This is a genomic window from Sulfitobacter noctilucae (genome assembly GCF_000622365.1).
Classification (GTDB): domain Bacteria; phylum Pseudomonadota; class Alphaproteobacteria; order Rhodobacterales; family Rhodobacteraceae; genus Sulfitobacter; species Sulfitobacter noctilucae.
Window position 1 is genome coordinate 1,180,774 of sequence record NZ_JASC01000014.1, and the last position, 14,622, is coordinate 1,195,395.

General features: G+C 58.0%; 15 protein-coding genes and 1 other RNA gene. 6 read left to right on the forward strand and 10 right to left on the reverse strand.

The features are described from left to right. The 10 genes from Z945_RS0115855 to Z945_RS0115900 form a co-directional block, all read right to left on the reverse strand. On the reverse strand, nucleotides 1–1,128 hold the full coding sequence (locus Z945_RS0115855) for an NUDIX domain-containing protein (RefSeq protein ID WP_025053083.1): 1,128 nt from the start codon (nucleotides 1,126–1,128) through the stop codon (nucleotides 1–3). A 4-nt stretch (nucleotides 1,129–1,132) separates the two neighbouring features. Further along, the gene (locus tag Z945_RS0115860; RefSeq protein ID WP_025053084.1) at nucleotides 1,133–1,573 is read right to left on the reverse strand and encodes a TrgA family protein; all 441 of its coding nucleotides are present in this window, start codon (nucleotides 1,571–1,573) and stop codon (nucleotides 1,133–1,135) included. 24 nt (nucleotides 1,574–1,597) lie between these two features. Continuing rightward, nucleotides 1,598–2,809 carry an SAM-dependent methyltransferase gene (locus Z945_RS0115865; RefSeq protein ID WP_025053085.1) on the reverse strand — a complete coding sequence of 404 codons (1,212 nt, stop codon included), beginning with the start codon at nucleotides 2,807–2,809 and terminating at the stop codon, nucleotides 1,598–1,600. Nucleotides 2,810–2,869: 60 nt separating this feature from the next. Further along, nucleotides 2,870–4,294, reverse strand: a complete 1,425-nt coding sequence (locus Z945_RS0115870) for a cryptochrome/photolyase family protein (protein ID WP_025053086.1) — start codon at nucleotides 4,292–4,294, stop codon at nucleotides 2,870–2,872. Nucleotides 4,295–4,362: 68 nt separating this feature from the next. Next, nucleotides 4,363–5,586, reverse strand: coding sequence for an aminotransferase class V-fold PLP-dependent enzyme (locus Z945_RS0115875; RefSeq protein ID WP_025053087.1), 1,224 nt, complete (start codon nucleotides 5,584–5,586; stop codon nucleotides 4,363–4,365). 94 nt (nucleotides 5,587–5,680) lie between these two features. Continuing rightward, entirely contained in the window at nucleotides 5,681–7,327 is a 1,647-nt protein-coding gene (locus Z945_RS0115880) for a BCCT family transporter (protein WP_025053088.1), read from the reverse strand. A gap of 165 nt (nucleotides 7,328–7,492) precedes the next feature. Next, complete coding sequence (locus Z945_RS0115885; protein ID WP_025053089.1) at nucleotides 7,493–7,918, reverse strand: HIT family protein; 426 nt, start codon at nucleotides 7,916–7,918, stop codon at nucleotides 7,493–7,495. Nucleotides 7,919–7,944: 26 nt separating this feature from the next. Continuing rightward, nucleotides 7,945–8,448 carry a hypothetical protein gene (locus Z945_RS0115890; protein ID WP_025053090.1) on the reverse strand — a complete coding sequence of 168 codons (504 nt, stop codon included), beginning with the start codon at nucleotides 8,446–8,448 and terminating at the stop codon, nucleotides 7,945–7,947. Continuing rightward, nucleotides 8,445–9,428, reverse strand: a complete 984-nt coding sequence (gene acuI, locus Z945_RS0115895; protein ID WP_025053091.1) for an acryloyl-CoA reductase — start codon at nucleotides 9,426–9,428, stop codon at nucleotides 8,445–8,447. The genes Z945_RS0115890 and acuI overlap by 4 nt, the downstream gene beginning before the upstream one ends. A gap of 246 nt (nucleotides 9,429–9,674) precedes the next feature. Further along, nucleotides 9,675–10,184, reverse strand: a complete 510-nt coding sequence (locus Z945_RS0115900) for a DinB family protein (RefSeq protein ID WP_025053092.1) — start codon at nucleotides 10,182–10,184, stop codon at nucleotides 9,675–9,677. Between the two features lie 573 nt (nucleotides 10,185–10,757). Between Z945_RS0115900 and Z945_RS0115905 the strand changes: the two genes are divergently transcribed. The 6 genes from Z945_RS0115905 (at nucleotide 10,758) to Z945_RS0115930 (ending at nucleotide 14,475) form a co-directional block, all read left to right on the forward strand. Beyond that, nucleotides 10,758–11,111, forward strand: coding sequence for a DUF4345 family protein (locus tag Z945_RS0115905; protein ID WP_025053093.1), 354 nt, complete (start codon nucleotides 10,758–10,760; stop codon nucleotides 11,109–11,111). Then, nucleotides 11,112–11,461, forward strand: a transfer-messenger RNA (tmRNA) gene (gene ssrA / locus Z945_RS20370). Between the two features lie 123 nt (nucleotides 11,462–11,584). Next, on the forward strand, nucleotides 11,585–12,052 hold the full coding sequence (locus tag Z945_RS0115910; protein WP_025053094.1) for a CIA30 family protein: 468 nt from the start codon (nucleotides 11,585–11,587) through the stop codon (nucleotides 12,050–12,052). Between the two features lie 95 nt (nucleotides 12,053–12,147). Beyond that, on the forward strand, nucleotides 12,148–12,642 hold the full coding sequence (locus Z945_RS0115915) for an SspB family protein (RefSeq protein ID WP_025053095.1): 495 nt from the start codon (nucleotides 12,148–12,150) through the stop codon (nucleotides 12,640–12,642). 88 nt (nucleotides 12,643–12,730) lie between these two features. Then, the gene (fumC, locus tag Z945_RS0115920; protein ID WP_025053096.1) at nucleotides 12,731–14,122 is read left to right on the forward strand and encodes a class II fumarate hydratase; all 1,392 of its coding nucleotides are present in this window, start codon (nucleotides 12,731–12,733) and stop codon (nucleotides 14,120–14,122) included. A 119-nt stretch (nucleotides 14,123–14,241) separates the two neighbouring features. Beyond that, nucleotides 14,242–14,475, forward strand: a complete 234-nt coding sequence (locus Z945_RS0115930) for a ribbon-helix-helix domain-containing protein (RefSeq protein WP_025053097.1) — start codon at nucleotides 14,242–14,244, stop codon at nucleotides 14,473–14,475. Nucleotides 14,476–14,622: the final 147 nt, after the last annotated feature.

Here is a 14,622-nt window from a genome sequence, read left to right on the forward strand (position 1 = left end):
TTACGTTGGTGTAACGACCGCCCCACCGGACCTCAAGCGGTCCCTGTGGTGCGACAGGTAATAGGCCGCCATTGTCAGGGGGGCATTGGCCACATCAAGGCTTTGAACGCGGGCCATCAGATCGTCAAACGCCAGAACCCTTGCGCGGATATTCTCGCCTTCGCTCGGCAAGCCCCCGATCCCTTCGGCACTATCGGGCAAATCGCACAGCCCTAAATAGACGTAGTAGAATTCGGTCGAGGTACCGGGGCTGGGATAAACCTCGGCAATGGTCTCCAATGCGCCGATCTCAAGTCCCGCCTCCTCGCGGGCTTCGCGGCGGGCGGCGTCCTGCGGCAACTCACCGGCATCAATGCGCCCCGCGATGGGTTCAAGCTGCCACATGGTCCGGTCACCGCGCACCACGGGCCCCATGCGAACCTGCTCCACCAGCAACACACGGTCGCGCACCGGGTCATAAGGCAACACAAGAGCCGCATCCACCGCGACAAAGACGGCACGGTCCAAAGGCTCCGACAAGGAGCCGTCGAAATGTGCATGGCGCAGCGTGATCTCGTCCAGCGCGAAGAATTCGGAGTAGCGGCGCTCTTGGTCCAACACCTGAACCGAGCCGCGAAAACTGTCGCGGCCGTGCTGCGATTCACCTGCGCGCAGGTGCGAGGCCGCACGTGCCCGGATCATATCGAACATGATATCGACCTCCGCCCGGCTGCGGCTGCCCATATAGCTCATGACCTCTTGTGCCGCTGTCACGCTCAGCGCGCCATGGTCCTGCGCCCATTGTGCCAAATCCCAGGGGCCCGCATTGGTCCAGCGGCCGGGGCGCGGTACATAGACCTCTGCCGCCTGCCCGCCCATCAGTGTCACGGGCTGCAAATCATAGTCGAAACTGCCTTCGTAGAAATCTAGCCTTGCCAGATCTTCGGACGTCAACCCGGACACCAGAATGCCGACAGCCTCTTGTCCCGCCGAATGCTCGATCATCGGGAACGGCCCCTCGGCCACCGCCGACACCACGAAGTCCAGCAGACTGGCCGCAGTGATACCAAGCTGTTCGGCAGAACGGCCCATGACCAGTTCCAGCAACGGGATATGCCGCAGCGTGCCGTAGAAGAACAGATTTTTCATAGCCTTAACGCCCGTAGCGGTCAGCGACATCCGTTAAAACACCGCTGATCAATGCCGCTACTAAAAGGGCAACGCCGATGGGGATCGTGGCGATGATTGTCACATATTCGGCACCGATGGTAAAAATCGCAATGATCGCTTCGGACGGACCGTCGTACCGGTGGCGCATGGCAAGGCGGAACATCTCGTATGCGGATTGAATACCCACGCCCCAGAACATCAGAACAAAGACGCCTGCCAACCCGTTGTTGACCGCGGCGGTAGCGCCCCGACCCGCCCGCGGCCCCATTACGACCCAACCGACCACTAGACCGAGAACAATGTTCAGCGGCACGAAATACCCGAAGTCTGTGCTTTCGGGCATCAGCGGCATGACCATCAAGGATATGACATATGCAGTCACCGCCAGACAAATGGCGGCCATCAATCGTGCGGCGGTGGGCATCAGACGATCCTTACAGCTTTCCGGTCAGCCCGGTTTGCGTATGGTAATCTGCGTTACGTCACAATTTCCACTGTCAAATGTCGCCGCACAGGAAGTGAGATAAAAATTCCACATACGGCGGAAGCGTTCGTCAAAGCCGAGTGCCGTGATCTGGTCCCACTTGGCGTTAAAAGTCTCGTGCCAGCGGCGCAGCGTGATATCGTAGCTTTTGCCGAACTCGATGGATTTCTCCACGACCAGACCGGCCTTCTCGACTTGTTCACGCAACACTTTAGGAGAAGGCAGCATACCCCCGGGAAATATATACTTTTGTATGAAATCAACGCCGCGTTTGTAGACCGCCCAGCGGGCATGGTCCACGGTGATGATCTGCAAGGTCGCGGACTTGCCGGGTTTTAGGCGCTCGCGCACCGTTTCAAAGTAGATGGGCCAGTATTGCTCGCCTACAGCTTCAAACATTTCAATGCTTGCAATGCCGTCGTAATGTCCACGTTCGTCGCGGTAGTCTTGCAACTTGAACTCCACAAGATCAGAAAGTCCTGCCTTTTCAATGCGGTCACGGGCATATTTAATCTGTTCTTCGCTGATGGTCAGGCACGTCACACGCAGTCCACGTTCCTTTGCGGCATATTCGGCGAACCCGCCCCAACCACAGCCGATCTCAAGAACATGATCGCCAGGGACGACGCCCATCTGGTCCACCATGCTCTTGTATTTCGCAATTTGTGCGGCTTCGGTCGACTGCTGCGCGCCCGCCTCGAACAAGGCGGAGGAGTAGGTCATCGTATCATCGAGCCATAGACCGTAGAAATCATTCCCCAGATCATAGTGGTAGCTGATGTTCTTGCGGGCCTGGTTCCGGGAATTGCGCTGCAACCAGAATCGCAACTGCTCGAACCGGCGCACCAGTCCCATGCCGGGGAAGCCGTCATACAGGTTTTCGTTGCCCTGATGCACAAGATCCATGAAGGCCTGAAGATCGGGCGTAGACCAGTCGCCGTCAAGATAAGCATCGCAAAAGCCCAGATCGCCCTCGCGGATCAACCGTGCAAACAGATCGTTGCTGTGCACATGCAGTTCAGCCACATGGCCCGGATTGGCCCCTTCGGCCCGAAAAATCCGACCATCGGGCAAGACAAAATCGCACCGGCCATTGCGCAACCCTTGCGCCATGCTGAACACCTGCGAAAAATAGCGAGGCAAATTGGTTTGCCCCTCTGTACTGGTCAAGATCATGTCCACTCCCCGTGGGCTACTGGCTGCAGTTTACCGTGACAGCCGTGATGTTCACAATTGTCAAAAGCTACGATTTGCATAGGCTTCCAGCGCGCTCTTGCGCCCTTCGGCCGGTGATACAATCGGATCAGGATAATCGTCATCCGGCGACAGCGCCCAATGGCGCGGTGTCGCATCGAAAAAGCTGAGCGCATCTTTGGACGGGTTCTGTTTACGCTCTGCGATCCAGCGGCCCACATAGTCGCGGTTCTTGTCGAACTTATCCAGCTGGGTCTCCGGGTTGAAAACCCTGAAGAACGGCGTTGCATCCGGCCCCGATCCGGCTGACCACTGCCAACCCATCGCATTGCTTGCCGGGTCCCAGTCTATCAGACATTCCTCGAACCACTCAAGTCCGATGCGCCAATGGGTCATCAGATGCTTGGTCAGGTAGCTGGCCACGATCATCCGGCCGCGATTGTGCATGCGGCCTGTGACATAAAGCTCGCGCATGGCGGCATCGACAAAGGGCAAGCCCGTCTTGCCTTTCTTCCACCCCAAGACCTCTGCGGCGCGTGCGTCTTCTTTCCAAGGAAAGGCTTGCCATTCCTCGCGCCAGCTCTTGCTTAGTATACGCGGCGTATGATGCATCAGATGATAGGCAAACTCGCGCCAGACCAGTTCTTTCAAGAATGTCTCTGCCCCCTGTTTGCCTTCTTCCAACGCGCGCCGCCCTGCGTGCCAGCATTGATGCGGGCTGATCTCACCAAGGCTCAGGTTCTCCGACAGGTTTGAGGTGCCGTCGGTGCCGGGCAAATCGCGTGTCTCTTTATATGTCGCCACGATATGCGCCATGAAGTGACCCAAGCGCGCCTGCGCGGCTTTCTCGCCCAGTTGCACAAATGGCCGGACCACATCCGCGCCACGGTTCATGGCGGCCCCCATCTGCCAGTGGTCCAGAGCGTCGCTGTCGGGCCAACTGTCTGGCGCCAGGATCTCACCGGGTGCCGAGCGGGCTTCCGCTACGCCGGAGTTTTTCACGGAGTTCCAGAATGGCGTGTACACCTTGTAATAGCCGCCGGTTTTGGTCTCGACGGTCCAGGGTTCAAACATGAGGTGGCCGCCAAAGGAACGGGCCTCGACCCCTTGATCCTTCAGTGCCTCTTTGATCTTGCTGTCGCGTTCGACTGCATCGGGATCATAAAGCCGGGTCCAATGTACCGCCCCTGCCCCCGTTTCCGCGATCAGCTCTTGCAGCACTGCAAGCGCGTCGTCACCCCGCCGTAGAATGAGCCGCGATCCCTTTTCAGCAAGGCTGTCTGCCAGATACCCCACGCCAAGGCCAAGCCGCCATTTCGGGGCAGCGCGCAACCCGTCGCTCAGGCTGTCGTGGATGAACACCGGTATCACCGGTTGCCCGGTGTCACAGGCGGCCAGCAAAGCGGCATGGTCGCTCAAACGCAGGTCGCGGCGAAACCACATAAGGATCGGGGATGTGTCGCTCATGGCATCGCCTTAATCATGTCAGTTCCCAAAGGAATTAGGACAGCCACGACGCATTCAAGGCGAAGGTTTCACAAAACCGCATCAAGCGCTGTTAAAAGCTGATCTATTTCAGCCTTTTGCGTGTAATGGGTGAAACTCAGGCGCAAAACACCCTTGTCCATGTCCACTCCCATCGCGGTCAGCGCCCGCCCCGCATAGAAATCGCCGCCGCCTGCCATGATCCCATGCCCCGCCAGATCGGCGGCGACCTCTTCGCCCGGCCGGTTCAGGGCCAGGGCAACGGTAGGTGCGCGTCCGTTTGCCTCAGCCGGTCCGATCAGCCTGACAGAATTGCGGTCTTTGACCGCATCTAACAGCGGTTGCAGGAGTGCGGTTTCATGGTCGCGCATCAGGTCGTGAACAATCGCCGCTCGGCCCGCAGGCGCGGCATCACCGCCGATGTGATGGGCATAGAAGGCATCGACATAATCCGCCATACCTGCACAGGCTGCGACCTGCGCGTGGTCCGGGCCTGCGGGCGTAAAGCGTTTATAGAGGCTGCCCCCGTTGAACACATGCCCCTGATTGGGCAGCAGTTCACCTAAGGCGCGGCGGATCACCACAAGGCCCTGATGGGGCCCATAGGTTTTGTAAGCCGAAAACAGGTAGATATCCGGCCCCAGTGCACCGACATCCGCAAAACCGTGCGGCGCGTAAGATACCCCGTCAACGCAAACAAATGCCCCGGCGGCATGGGCCAGCGCAGTAATCTCGACCACCGGATTGATCTGGCCCACCACGTTCGAGCAATGCGGAAAGCACACCAGCCGAACATTTTCATCCAGCAGGTCTTCCAGATCGTCAGGGTTCAGCGCTCCGGTCTCCGTATCGACACACCATTCGCGCACTTCAATGCCGCGCTCGGCAAGCCTGCGCCAAGGCCCTGTATTGGCCTCGTGGTCCTGATTGGTGACCACGATCGCTTCGCCCGGCTGCATCATCTCGCCAAAGGCCTGCGCCAACACATAGGTATTCTGCGTGGTCGACGGGCCAAAGCTCAGCTCATTCTCTGCGACACCAAGGATCGCTGCCATACGGCTGCGCGCCTCGTCCATCTCTGCGCCACCCAAAGTGCTGGCAGCATAGGGCGCATAGGGCTGGACCTTGCGCTGGGTGTAGAAGCGAAACAGCCGGTCGATAACGGGCTGGCAGGTATAGGACCCGCCTGCATTCTCAAAGAAAGCTTGCCCTTGCAGGGACGGCTCGGCGAAGGCGGGGAATTGGGCGCGGACCCAGTCAGTGTCTAATGTCATGCGCGGACGGTACCCCCGCTGCCGCAAAGGTCAAGACATGAAAAAGGGCACCCCGATCCGGGATGCCCTTGTAGATGAGTCTATGCAAACGAGGTTACTTGGTTTCAGATCGTTCGCTCTGAAGCCCGCGCAGGATGCAGTAGCACATGATCAATAGCACAACGGTGAACAGCAAACCGGTCGAGATGACCATAGACTGCAAGGCCGCCAATCCGCCGCCAAGCAGCAAGGCAATGGCCACCGCACCTTCAAAGATGCACCAGAACACACGCTGTGGCATCGGCGCGTCGATCTTGCCGCCTGCGGTGATCGTATCGATCACCAGACTGCCTGAATCCGACGACGTCACGAAGAACACGATGACCAGAACGATCCCGATGAAGGAAGTGATCGACGCCAATGGCAATTGATCCAGCATTTTGAAGAGCTGCAACGGCAGGTCCGCATCCTGTGCGCCGGTATAGGCATCGTTCAGCACCTGATGGATCGCTGTACCGCCAAAGATCGACATCCACATGACGCAGACCAGTGAGGGGATGAGCAACACGCAGATGATGAATTCACGCACCGAACGGCCCCGGCTGACGCGGGCGATAAACATGCCCACGAAAGGTGACCAGCTGATCCACCATGCCCAGTAAAACGCTGTCCAACCCTGCGAAAAGTTCACGTCCTCGCGTCCAAAGGGATTGGCAAGTGCGGGCAGGAATTCGACATAGGCCTTCAGGCTGTCCCAGAAGAAGGCGAACAGAAACGCTGTTGGCCCCACAATCAAGGTAAAGATCGCCAGAAGCCCGGCCAGTCCCATGTTCACCTCGGACAGGATCTTGACGCCGCCATCAAGGCCGCGCACCACCGACACAAGTGCAACTGCAGTGATCACGGTGATCAGCACAACTTCTGTGGTGTTGCCAATCGGGATACCGAACAATTCGTTCAGGCCTGCATTCGCCTGCGTCGCGCCAAAGCCAAGCGATGTTGCCAGACCAAAGAGTGTGGCAAAGACCGCTATAATGTCGATAACGTGACCGGGCCAACCCCAGATACGCTCGCCCAGCAGCGGATAGAAAGCCGAGCGGATCGTCAGCGGCAGACCCTTGTTGTAGGTGAACAGCGCCAGCGCCAGTGCAACCATCGCATAGATCGCCCAGGGGTGAAGCCCCCAGTGATAGATCGTTGCAGCCATCCCAAGCCGGATGGACCCCGGCTCGTCCCCGGTCGCGGCACCCAAGGGGGCCCAATCCGTGCGCAAACCGTTCTCGCCCACGGCCGTGTCACCAAATGCGGTCGAGAAATGGGTCAAAGGCTCTGACACACCGTAGAACATCAGCCCGATGCCCATGCCCGCCGCAAACAGCATCGCAAACCACCCGACATAGGTATAGTCAGGCGTCGCATCAGCCCCGCCCAACCGGACCGAGCCAAAGGGGCTAACGATCAGGAACAGGGCAAAGATCACCACGAGATCAGCAGCGCCGATCAGGAACCAGTCGAAGTTCTTGGTGGTAAAGCTGAACATAGAGGAGAAAACACCAGACGCCTGTTCGGGCAGCGCAAGTGTATAGAAAACGAAAGCTACGATAGCCGCCGCAGATATGGCGAAAACCGGATTGTGGATATCGAAACCAAGCGGCCCGAAACTGCCGTCCACATTGTCTTGTCCGATCTCATAGCTCGTATCGATGACATCCGATGCGCCGTCCGGCGCTGGGATGCCCTGTTGAGGTGTTACATCGGTCATAATTGTCCCTTTGTATTATTCGTCTTGAGACGGGATTTTCCCCGACTTCCCTTTAAAAGAACACGGCAGCACGCAAATCAAAAGGCGATATTCGTCGGGTCGTCGGTGCAACGCGACGTCGGACCGGCCATATCAGCCCGCCGTTACTTCGCGCGACACACGTATCTAGGCGGGCAGTTCGGCAACGATCTTTGCGGCATTCGCCTTGATCTGATCCATGTCGCCCATCTTACCGGGCGGCCGGATCGCAACCCCGTCATGGCGCGGATGAATGTGGAAATGCAGGTGGAAAACCTCCTGCCCGCCCGCGCCTTCGTTGAACTGGAACAAGGTGATACCGTCCGCATCAAACGCCCGCTTGGCGGCATTCGCGACGGTGTTCACAGTCTTCATGCAGGCCGCCAACTGTTCGGGCGTCGCATCCAGGATGTTGCGGCAGGGCGTTTTGGGGATCACCAGACAATGCCCTTCGGTACGCGGCATGATGTCCATGAAACACAAGGTATCATCGTCTTCGTAGACCTTGAAACTGGGGATTTCCCCGCGCAGGATTTTGGCAAAGATATTCTGGTCGTCATAGGTGTCGGACATGCGGTGCTCCCTTGTTGATTGGTGTTTTAGGCGCTTGCGGGCGCGACCTCAAGCTTGCCTGCCGCCAGTCGCAACAAGGCTCTGGCATAGAGTTGATGCAAAGGCGTTGTCAAACGGATCAGCCAAGGCACCTCGCCGCTGCCACGCCCCACCACCGCCGAGCCAAACAACAGCCGCGTCGTACCGTCTTCCTGCGGTTCAACCGCAAGACAAGACCGCGTCGCTCCTGCAATGTCGCAGAGCAGGATTTCCCCATCGCCGCGCGCTTCCACGGTCCATGCCGCAAAAGCATCGCTGCGCCCCTGCGCCAGCGCCCGCACATCGCTGTCACGGATACGCTTGCGCAAAACGACGCTAAGCACCGCCCGTTCCAGACGGAACAGCCATGTGGTGTAAAACGCAGTGACAAAGGCAGGTAAATCCACCTCCGCCACATGGGTGATTTCAAAGCAATCGGTATAGGCCCCGTCGCGCGTCACATAGGCGTGCAGCAATGCATCCACCGGCACGGGACAGGGCTTCACCTTCATGCGTTTACATCAACGACAATGCGGCCTTGCACCTGACCGTTCAGGATGTCGGCCCCCAATGCAGGCAGATCGGACAGGGTCGCAGGGCGCACCATGGCCTCCAGCTTGTCCATCGGCAGATCCTTTGCAATCCGCTCCCAGGCGCGCAACCGGTTGTCATAAGGCTGCATCACACTGTCGATCCCCAACAGGTTCACACCGCGCAACAGAAACGGAATAACCGTCGCTGGCAGACCCGCGCCACCGGCCAGACCGACCGCCGCAACGCTTGCACCATATTGCATCTGTCCCAACACCCGCGCCAGCATCGCGCTACCCACAGCGTCCACACAGCCACCCCATGTTTCGCCTTCAAGAGGGCGCTTCACGGTCTCGTTGATCTCTTCACGGGACACGATCTGGCTGGCGCCCAGCGCCTCAAGATACTCCGCCGTCTCGGGCCGCCCAGTGACGCCAGCGACCTTGTGGCCCAGATTGGCAAGGATCGCAGTCGCGACAGAGCCGACACCCCCCGCAGCACCGGTGACCAGCACCGGACCCTCCTTGATCCCGTGATCTTCAAGCGCCATGACGGCGAGCATCGCGGTGAAGCCGGCGGTCCCCACCGCCATTGCCTGCCGTGTGTCCAACCCAGCGGGCAGCGGCACCAGCCAATCGGCCTTCACGCGGGCCTTCTGGGAATAACCGCCCCAATGCGCTTCGCCAACGCGCCAACCGGTCAGCACAACCTTGTCACCCGCTTTGTAGCGCGGGTCGTCTGACGCCTCGACCGTGCCAGCAAAGTCGATGCCCGGCACGTGCGGATAGTTGCGCACCAACCCGCCGCCGGGCCCGATGCACAGCCCGTCCTTATAGTTCACCGTCGAATATTCGACCGCTACGGTCACGTCACCATTTGGCAAATCGTCCAGCCCAAGCTGCTCGACCGCAGCCGAAGTTTTGCCGTCATCGTTCTTGTTCACAACCAGCGCGTTAAACATTATCGTCTCCATATCTATTCTGGGCCGCAGCCCTTTCTCTTTTTGGCCTTATATCCCGCGGAGGTCCGGAGGCAGAGCCTCCGAAATGCGGGACGATTGACCCCGAACCTACGCTCAAAATTTCCGTTGCACCACCGCATCCCGCGTACCTGCCACTGCCAATTGTGATCGCGCGAACCTGTTGCGCCGCGCCCTCTTTGGCCACGCGGAACAACGCATCGTTTAAAACCGTGTGCGGGGCGAAGATCACGCCGTATCCGGCAAGAAACACAGATCGGTCGTGGGAGCACCCTGTCCCGTGGCGGTCAGCATCGCATGGATCTGACCCCGGTGATGGGTTTGATGATTGAACATATGCGCAACACACTGTGCCTTGGGCTGCGTGATCTCGGCATCCATGATGCCCGAAAACCAGCTTTCATTGCCCAAAAGATCAAGGTTGCTGAGCGTTTCGGCCCAGATGCGGATGCGGCCGTCCATGCGAAACCGCTCGGCCTGCCAACTGCCCCACGTTTCCGTGAAACTGACACTCTCGCTGCCCGGCACGCCGGGTGGTGCAACATCATCGCAAAAGCGGCTCATCCATAAGGTATCGGCCCAGAGGATGTGGTTCAGTGTGTTCATGATAGAACCGAAGAAAGCGCCATGATCAGCCCGCAAGGCCGCTTCATCCATCGCTTTCGTTATGTCCATCAACTGCCTGTTTTGCCAAGCATTGTAGCGGGACATCATCACAACATAGCCGCAGTCTATCATGCAGCAGCACCTCTCAAGCCTTGCGAAGAGATATGAGCCGGCCCACCGCCAGTGTCCCAGACCCGACCTTCTAAACCCATGGCTTTTTTCAACATCGTTTATCCTCCCTTAGGTGAGATATTCCAAAGCCAGCAAGCAACCGAACAAGCGCCAAGGAAGAGCCTGCAGCCCATTGGTTTATGACATCCTGCCTGACTTGCTGACGTTTTTCTACCACCATAAAAGAGGGTGACGAGGCTTATTGAAGTCAGGTTCATCACCCTGCCCGCGAACCCTCATGAATGAAGTCCCAAAGGATCGCGCAGCTGGCCCCAAAAGCATGAAGCGCATGTATTCGTCCCAGCGGACCGAGATATCCGCGTCCTGAATGCAGGACTGGAGCCATCCACCTTCCACACGGTGCAGGCTCGCTTAAGAGTGCGCCTCGGACGATGTAGGGCTCAGCAAACATGCAAAACCAGAAGGTAAAGACCGTTAGGCACAGATCCCGTCAAAACCTACCGCATTGGCTTAACACGCAACCTTTTGCAGGCTGGCGCGTTGACGCCGGAATTCTAAAACGAAAGCAGTCCCATGGCCCTTCCTGACATTCTCAACATCATTCTCGCCTTGCTTACGATCGGTTTCGGACTGATCGGTTGGCTCGCCCCCCGTTACACGATGGAAAAACTCGATACCAAAGACACCGGATCCACGATGGGCATCTCCGAAGTGCGCGCGGCCTCAGGCGCGCTTTTTGTGTTGGCGGGTGTAGGCGCTCTGATCCTCTGGACACCCGCGGCCTTTGCGATGATCGGGTTTATCTGGGGCGGCGGTGCGCTAGGACGAGTCACGTCACTGGTGCTGGATGGTCAGACCCGTCTGAAATGGATTTTCTTTGCCAGCGAGATCGTGGTCGCTGTGATTGCTCTCTCGATTAACCTGTAGCCCCTTGAAATCAGCACCGGCCCCCGCTATCTAAGATCTGTCTTTCGGGACTATGAACATAAACGCGCTCGTAATAAACGGATCGGACCCGGGGGCGGTACCCGGCGACTCCACCAAACATCCTTCATTTGGGGATCATGGGGTCGAAATAGGATCGACGAACGCCTAAAGGGGTTAGCTTTGTTTCGGCTGTCTGCCACCGTTATCGGCGAAACTTGTACAATTGCAAATGACAATCGTGCTCCAATGGCGATGGCCGCGTAAGCGACCGGAACTATTGAAAACTTAAGTCCTAGAGCTTTGCAGCCCTAGGCGGGGTTCGCAGGTACCTGGCAACAGAAACCTGCACCTTCCCCTCTTTTCAGTGACTTGGCATCCAAAGCTTACGCGCTACCTTCGGATTAATGAAATATGCGTTAATTCCGTTGGTCTGCCTGTTGTCTACATCAGCAGCCCCCGCTCAGGAGAACCACATGAACCTGTCCCCTGTTTGGGAATATGTCGCCGATACCGTGATGGGTGGCGTCTCGACCGGCCAGATTGAACCGATAGCGATGGACGGGATGATTGCCACGCGTCTGACGGGTGATGTTTCACTCGACAATGATGGCGGGTTTGTGCAGATGGCATTTGATCTGCGGCCAGACGGTGCGGCACTGGATGCCTCAGCCTTTACCGGAATTGAAATCACTGTCCGTGGCAACGATGAACCTTACGATCTGCGCCTGCGGACCGATCAACTGGAGCGGCCCTGGCAGTCGTTCAGAACCGATTTTCAAGCCACTCCGGAATGGCAAACCCTGCGCATTCCATTTGCCAGCGTCACACCACACCGCACCGATGTCCTTTTCGATCCGGCACGTCTGCGCCGCATCGGGGTATTGGCAATCGGTCGAGAGTTTCATGCCGACATCACGGTGGCACAGATCGGTTTCTACTAGGGGCGGATCAACCGGACGCAATCGCCTTTCCCCCCTTTCGCTCCCTTTGGAATCGGCTATTGTAACAGGATGCAACGGAAAACCCGGGGGACCTAATGGGCCGCGAGATCGACTATGGCAACCTGATGCATGACGCCATGCGGGGTCTGATCCGAAAGGTTTTGCTGGACGTGGCGGACCGCGGACTGCCGGGCAACCACCACTTCTTTATTACGTTTGATACCTCGCACCCCGATGCGGAGCTGGCCGATTGGCTGTCCGACCGCTATCCAGGCGAAATGACGGTGGTGATGCAGCATTGGTACGACGGGCTTGACGTGACCGAAGACGGTTTTTCCATCACGTTGAATTTCGGCGATGCGCCCGAGCCGCTGTATATCCCCTATGATGCGATCCGCACCTTTGTGGATCCTTCGGTAGAATTTGGCCTGCGGTTCGAACAGCAAGAAAGCGATGATGGTGCCAGCACCACATCCGCCGTGGTGCCAGTGGCCAAGGCAAGCCCGCCAGAGCCTGATCTGGACGCGGCTGAAACCGAAGACAAACCGCAGGACGCGCAAATCGTTTCGCTCGATTCTTTTCGCAAATAGACCGCTTAATTTGCGTCCCGTGATTGCGCCGCAGGCCTTGCGCGGCTAAACCGCCCCCACCATTCAAGACCACATGAGGAGCCGGATCATGGCCAAGACACGCACAGAAACCGACAGCTTTGGTCCCCTCGAAGTACCAGCAGACAAGTATTGGGGAGCCCAGACACAGCGCTCGATCATGAATTTTCCCATCGGATGGGAACGCCAGCCGGTCGCGATCATACGTGCGCTGGGGGTGGTCAAGAAAGCCTGCGCCGAAGTAAACCTTGGCTTTGGCGATCTGGATGCCGAACTGGCCCCCGCGATCAGCCAGGCCGCGCAGGAAGTGATCGACGGCAAATTTGACGACAACTTCCCGCTGGTCGTCTGGCAGACCGGGTCCGGCACCCAGTCGAACATGAACGCGAACGAAGTGATCTCCAACCGCGCAATCGAGATCATGGGGGGCGAGATGGCATCCAAATCGCCCGTCCACCCCAACGATCACTGCAACATGGGGCAATCTTCAAACGATACCTTCCCCACAGCGATGCATGTAGCCATCGGCATGATGGCCCGCGACACGCTGCTGCCCGGACTGCGCAAATTGCAGGCAGCGCTTGCTGCAAAATCCGAAGAATTCAAGGATATCATCAAGATTGGCCGCACCCATACGCAGGATGCGACTCCGCTGACACTCGGTCAGGAATTTGGCGGCTATGCGCATCAGATGGCAAAAGGCATCGCACGCGTTGAGTCCTGCCTGCCCGACATCTACGAATTGGCCCAGGGCGGCACCGCGGTCGGCACAGGCCTGAACACCCGCAAAGGGTTTGCCGAAAAAGTCGCTGCCGAAATTGCAGCGATCACCGACCTGCCTTTTGTCACCGCACCGAACAAATTCGAAGCACTGGCAGCCCATGACGCGATGGTCATGTTCTCGGGCGCGTTGAAAACCGTGGCCGCCTCGATGTTCAAAATTGCCAACGATATGCGCCTGCTCGGCTCCGGCCCCCGCTCGGGTTTGGGCGAATTGATCCTGCCCGAAAACGAGCCGGGATCATCGATCATGCCGGGCAAGGTGAACCCTACGCAGGCAGAAGCGTTGACGATGGTCTGCGCGCATGTAATGGGCAATGACGCCGCTGTTGGCTTTGCCGGATCGCAGGGCCACTTCGAGTTGAACGTCTACAACCCCATGATGAGCTACAACGTCCTGCAATCCATGCAGCTTTTGGGCGATGCAGCGGGCAGTTTCACCGACAATATGGTCGTTGGCACACAAGCCAATGTAGAACGGATCGACAAGCTGATGAAGGAAAGCCTGATGCTGGTGACAGCACTTGCGCCAACGATCGGCTATGACAACGCCACCAAAGTTGCCAAGACCGCGCATAAGAACGGCACAACGCTGAAAGAAGAAGCGATTGCGCTTGGATTTGTGGATGCCGAAACCTTCGACCGCGTGGTGCGGCCCGAAGATATGATCGGCCCGAAATAGGATGACGCCATGAGCGCCCCAATCAACCTGAACCAGGTCAAAAAAGAGCGCAACCGCGCCTCGCGCAAAGCCCGTGCGGAAAAGATCGCCCGCAATCTGGAAGCGCACAAACGCGAGACATGAACGCGCGACCGGTCAAGCATTCCGTCACACTTAAAGGGCACCGCACGTCGGTGTCGCTTGAAGATGAATTCTGGGCCGAGTTTCGCGCAATTGCAGCGGCAAAAGACATGCCGATCAATGCCTTGGTGGCTGAAATTGACGCAGAGCGCGGGATGGAGATGGGGCTTGCCTCGGCCATCCGGCTTTTTGTGCTGCGCACGTTAAAAGATCGTTTACCAAAGACTGAGTAGTCTTTGGGGATGACCCATCTTGCATCACCTCTTACGACACATGAGTGGCTTATTGATCTGTTCAGTTCACGAGCTGCCGCATCAGGCGGCGTCATTCGGCGCAAGAAGCGTGATATCGAAAGATATGTAGGCCTGGACTAATTCAAG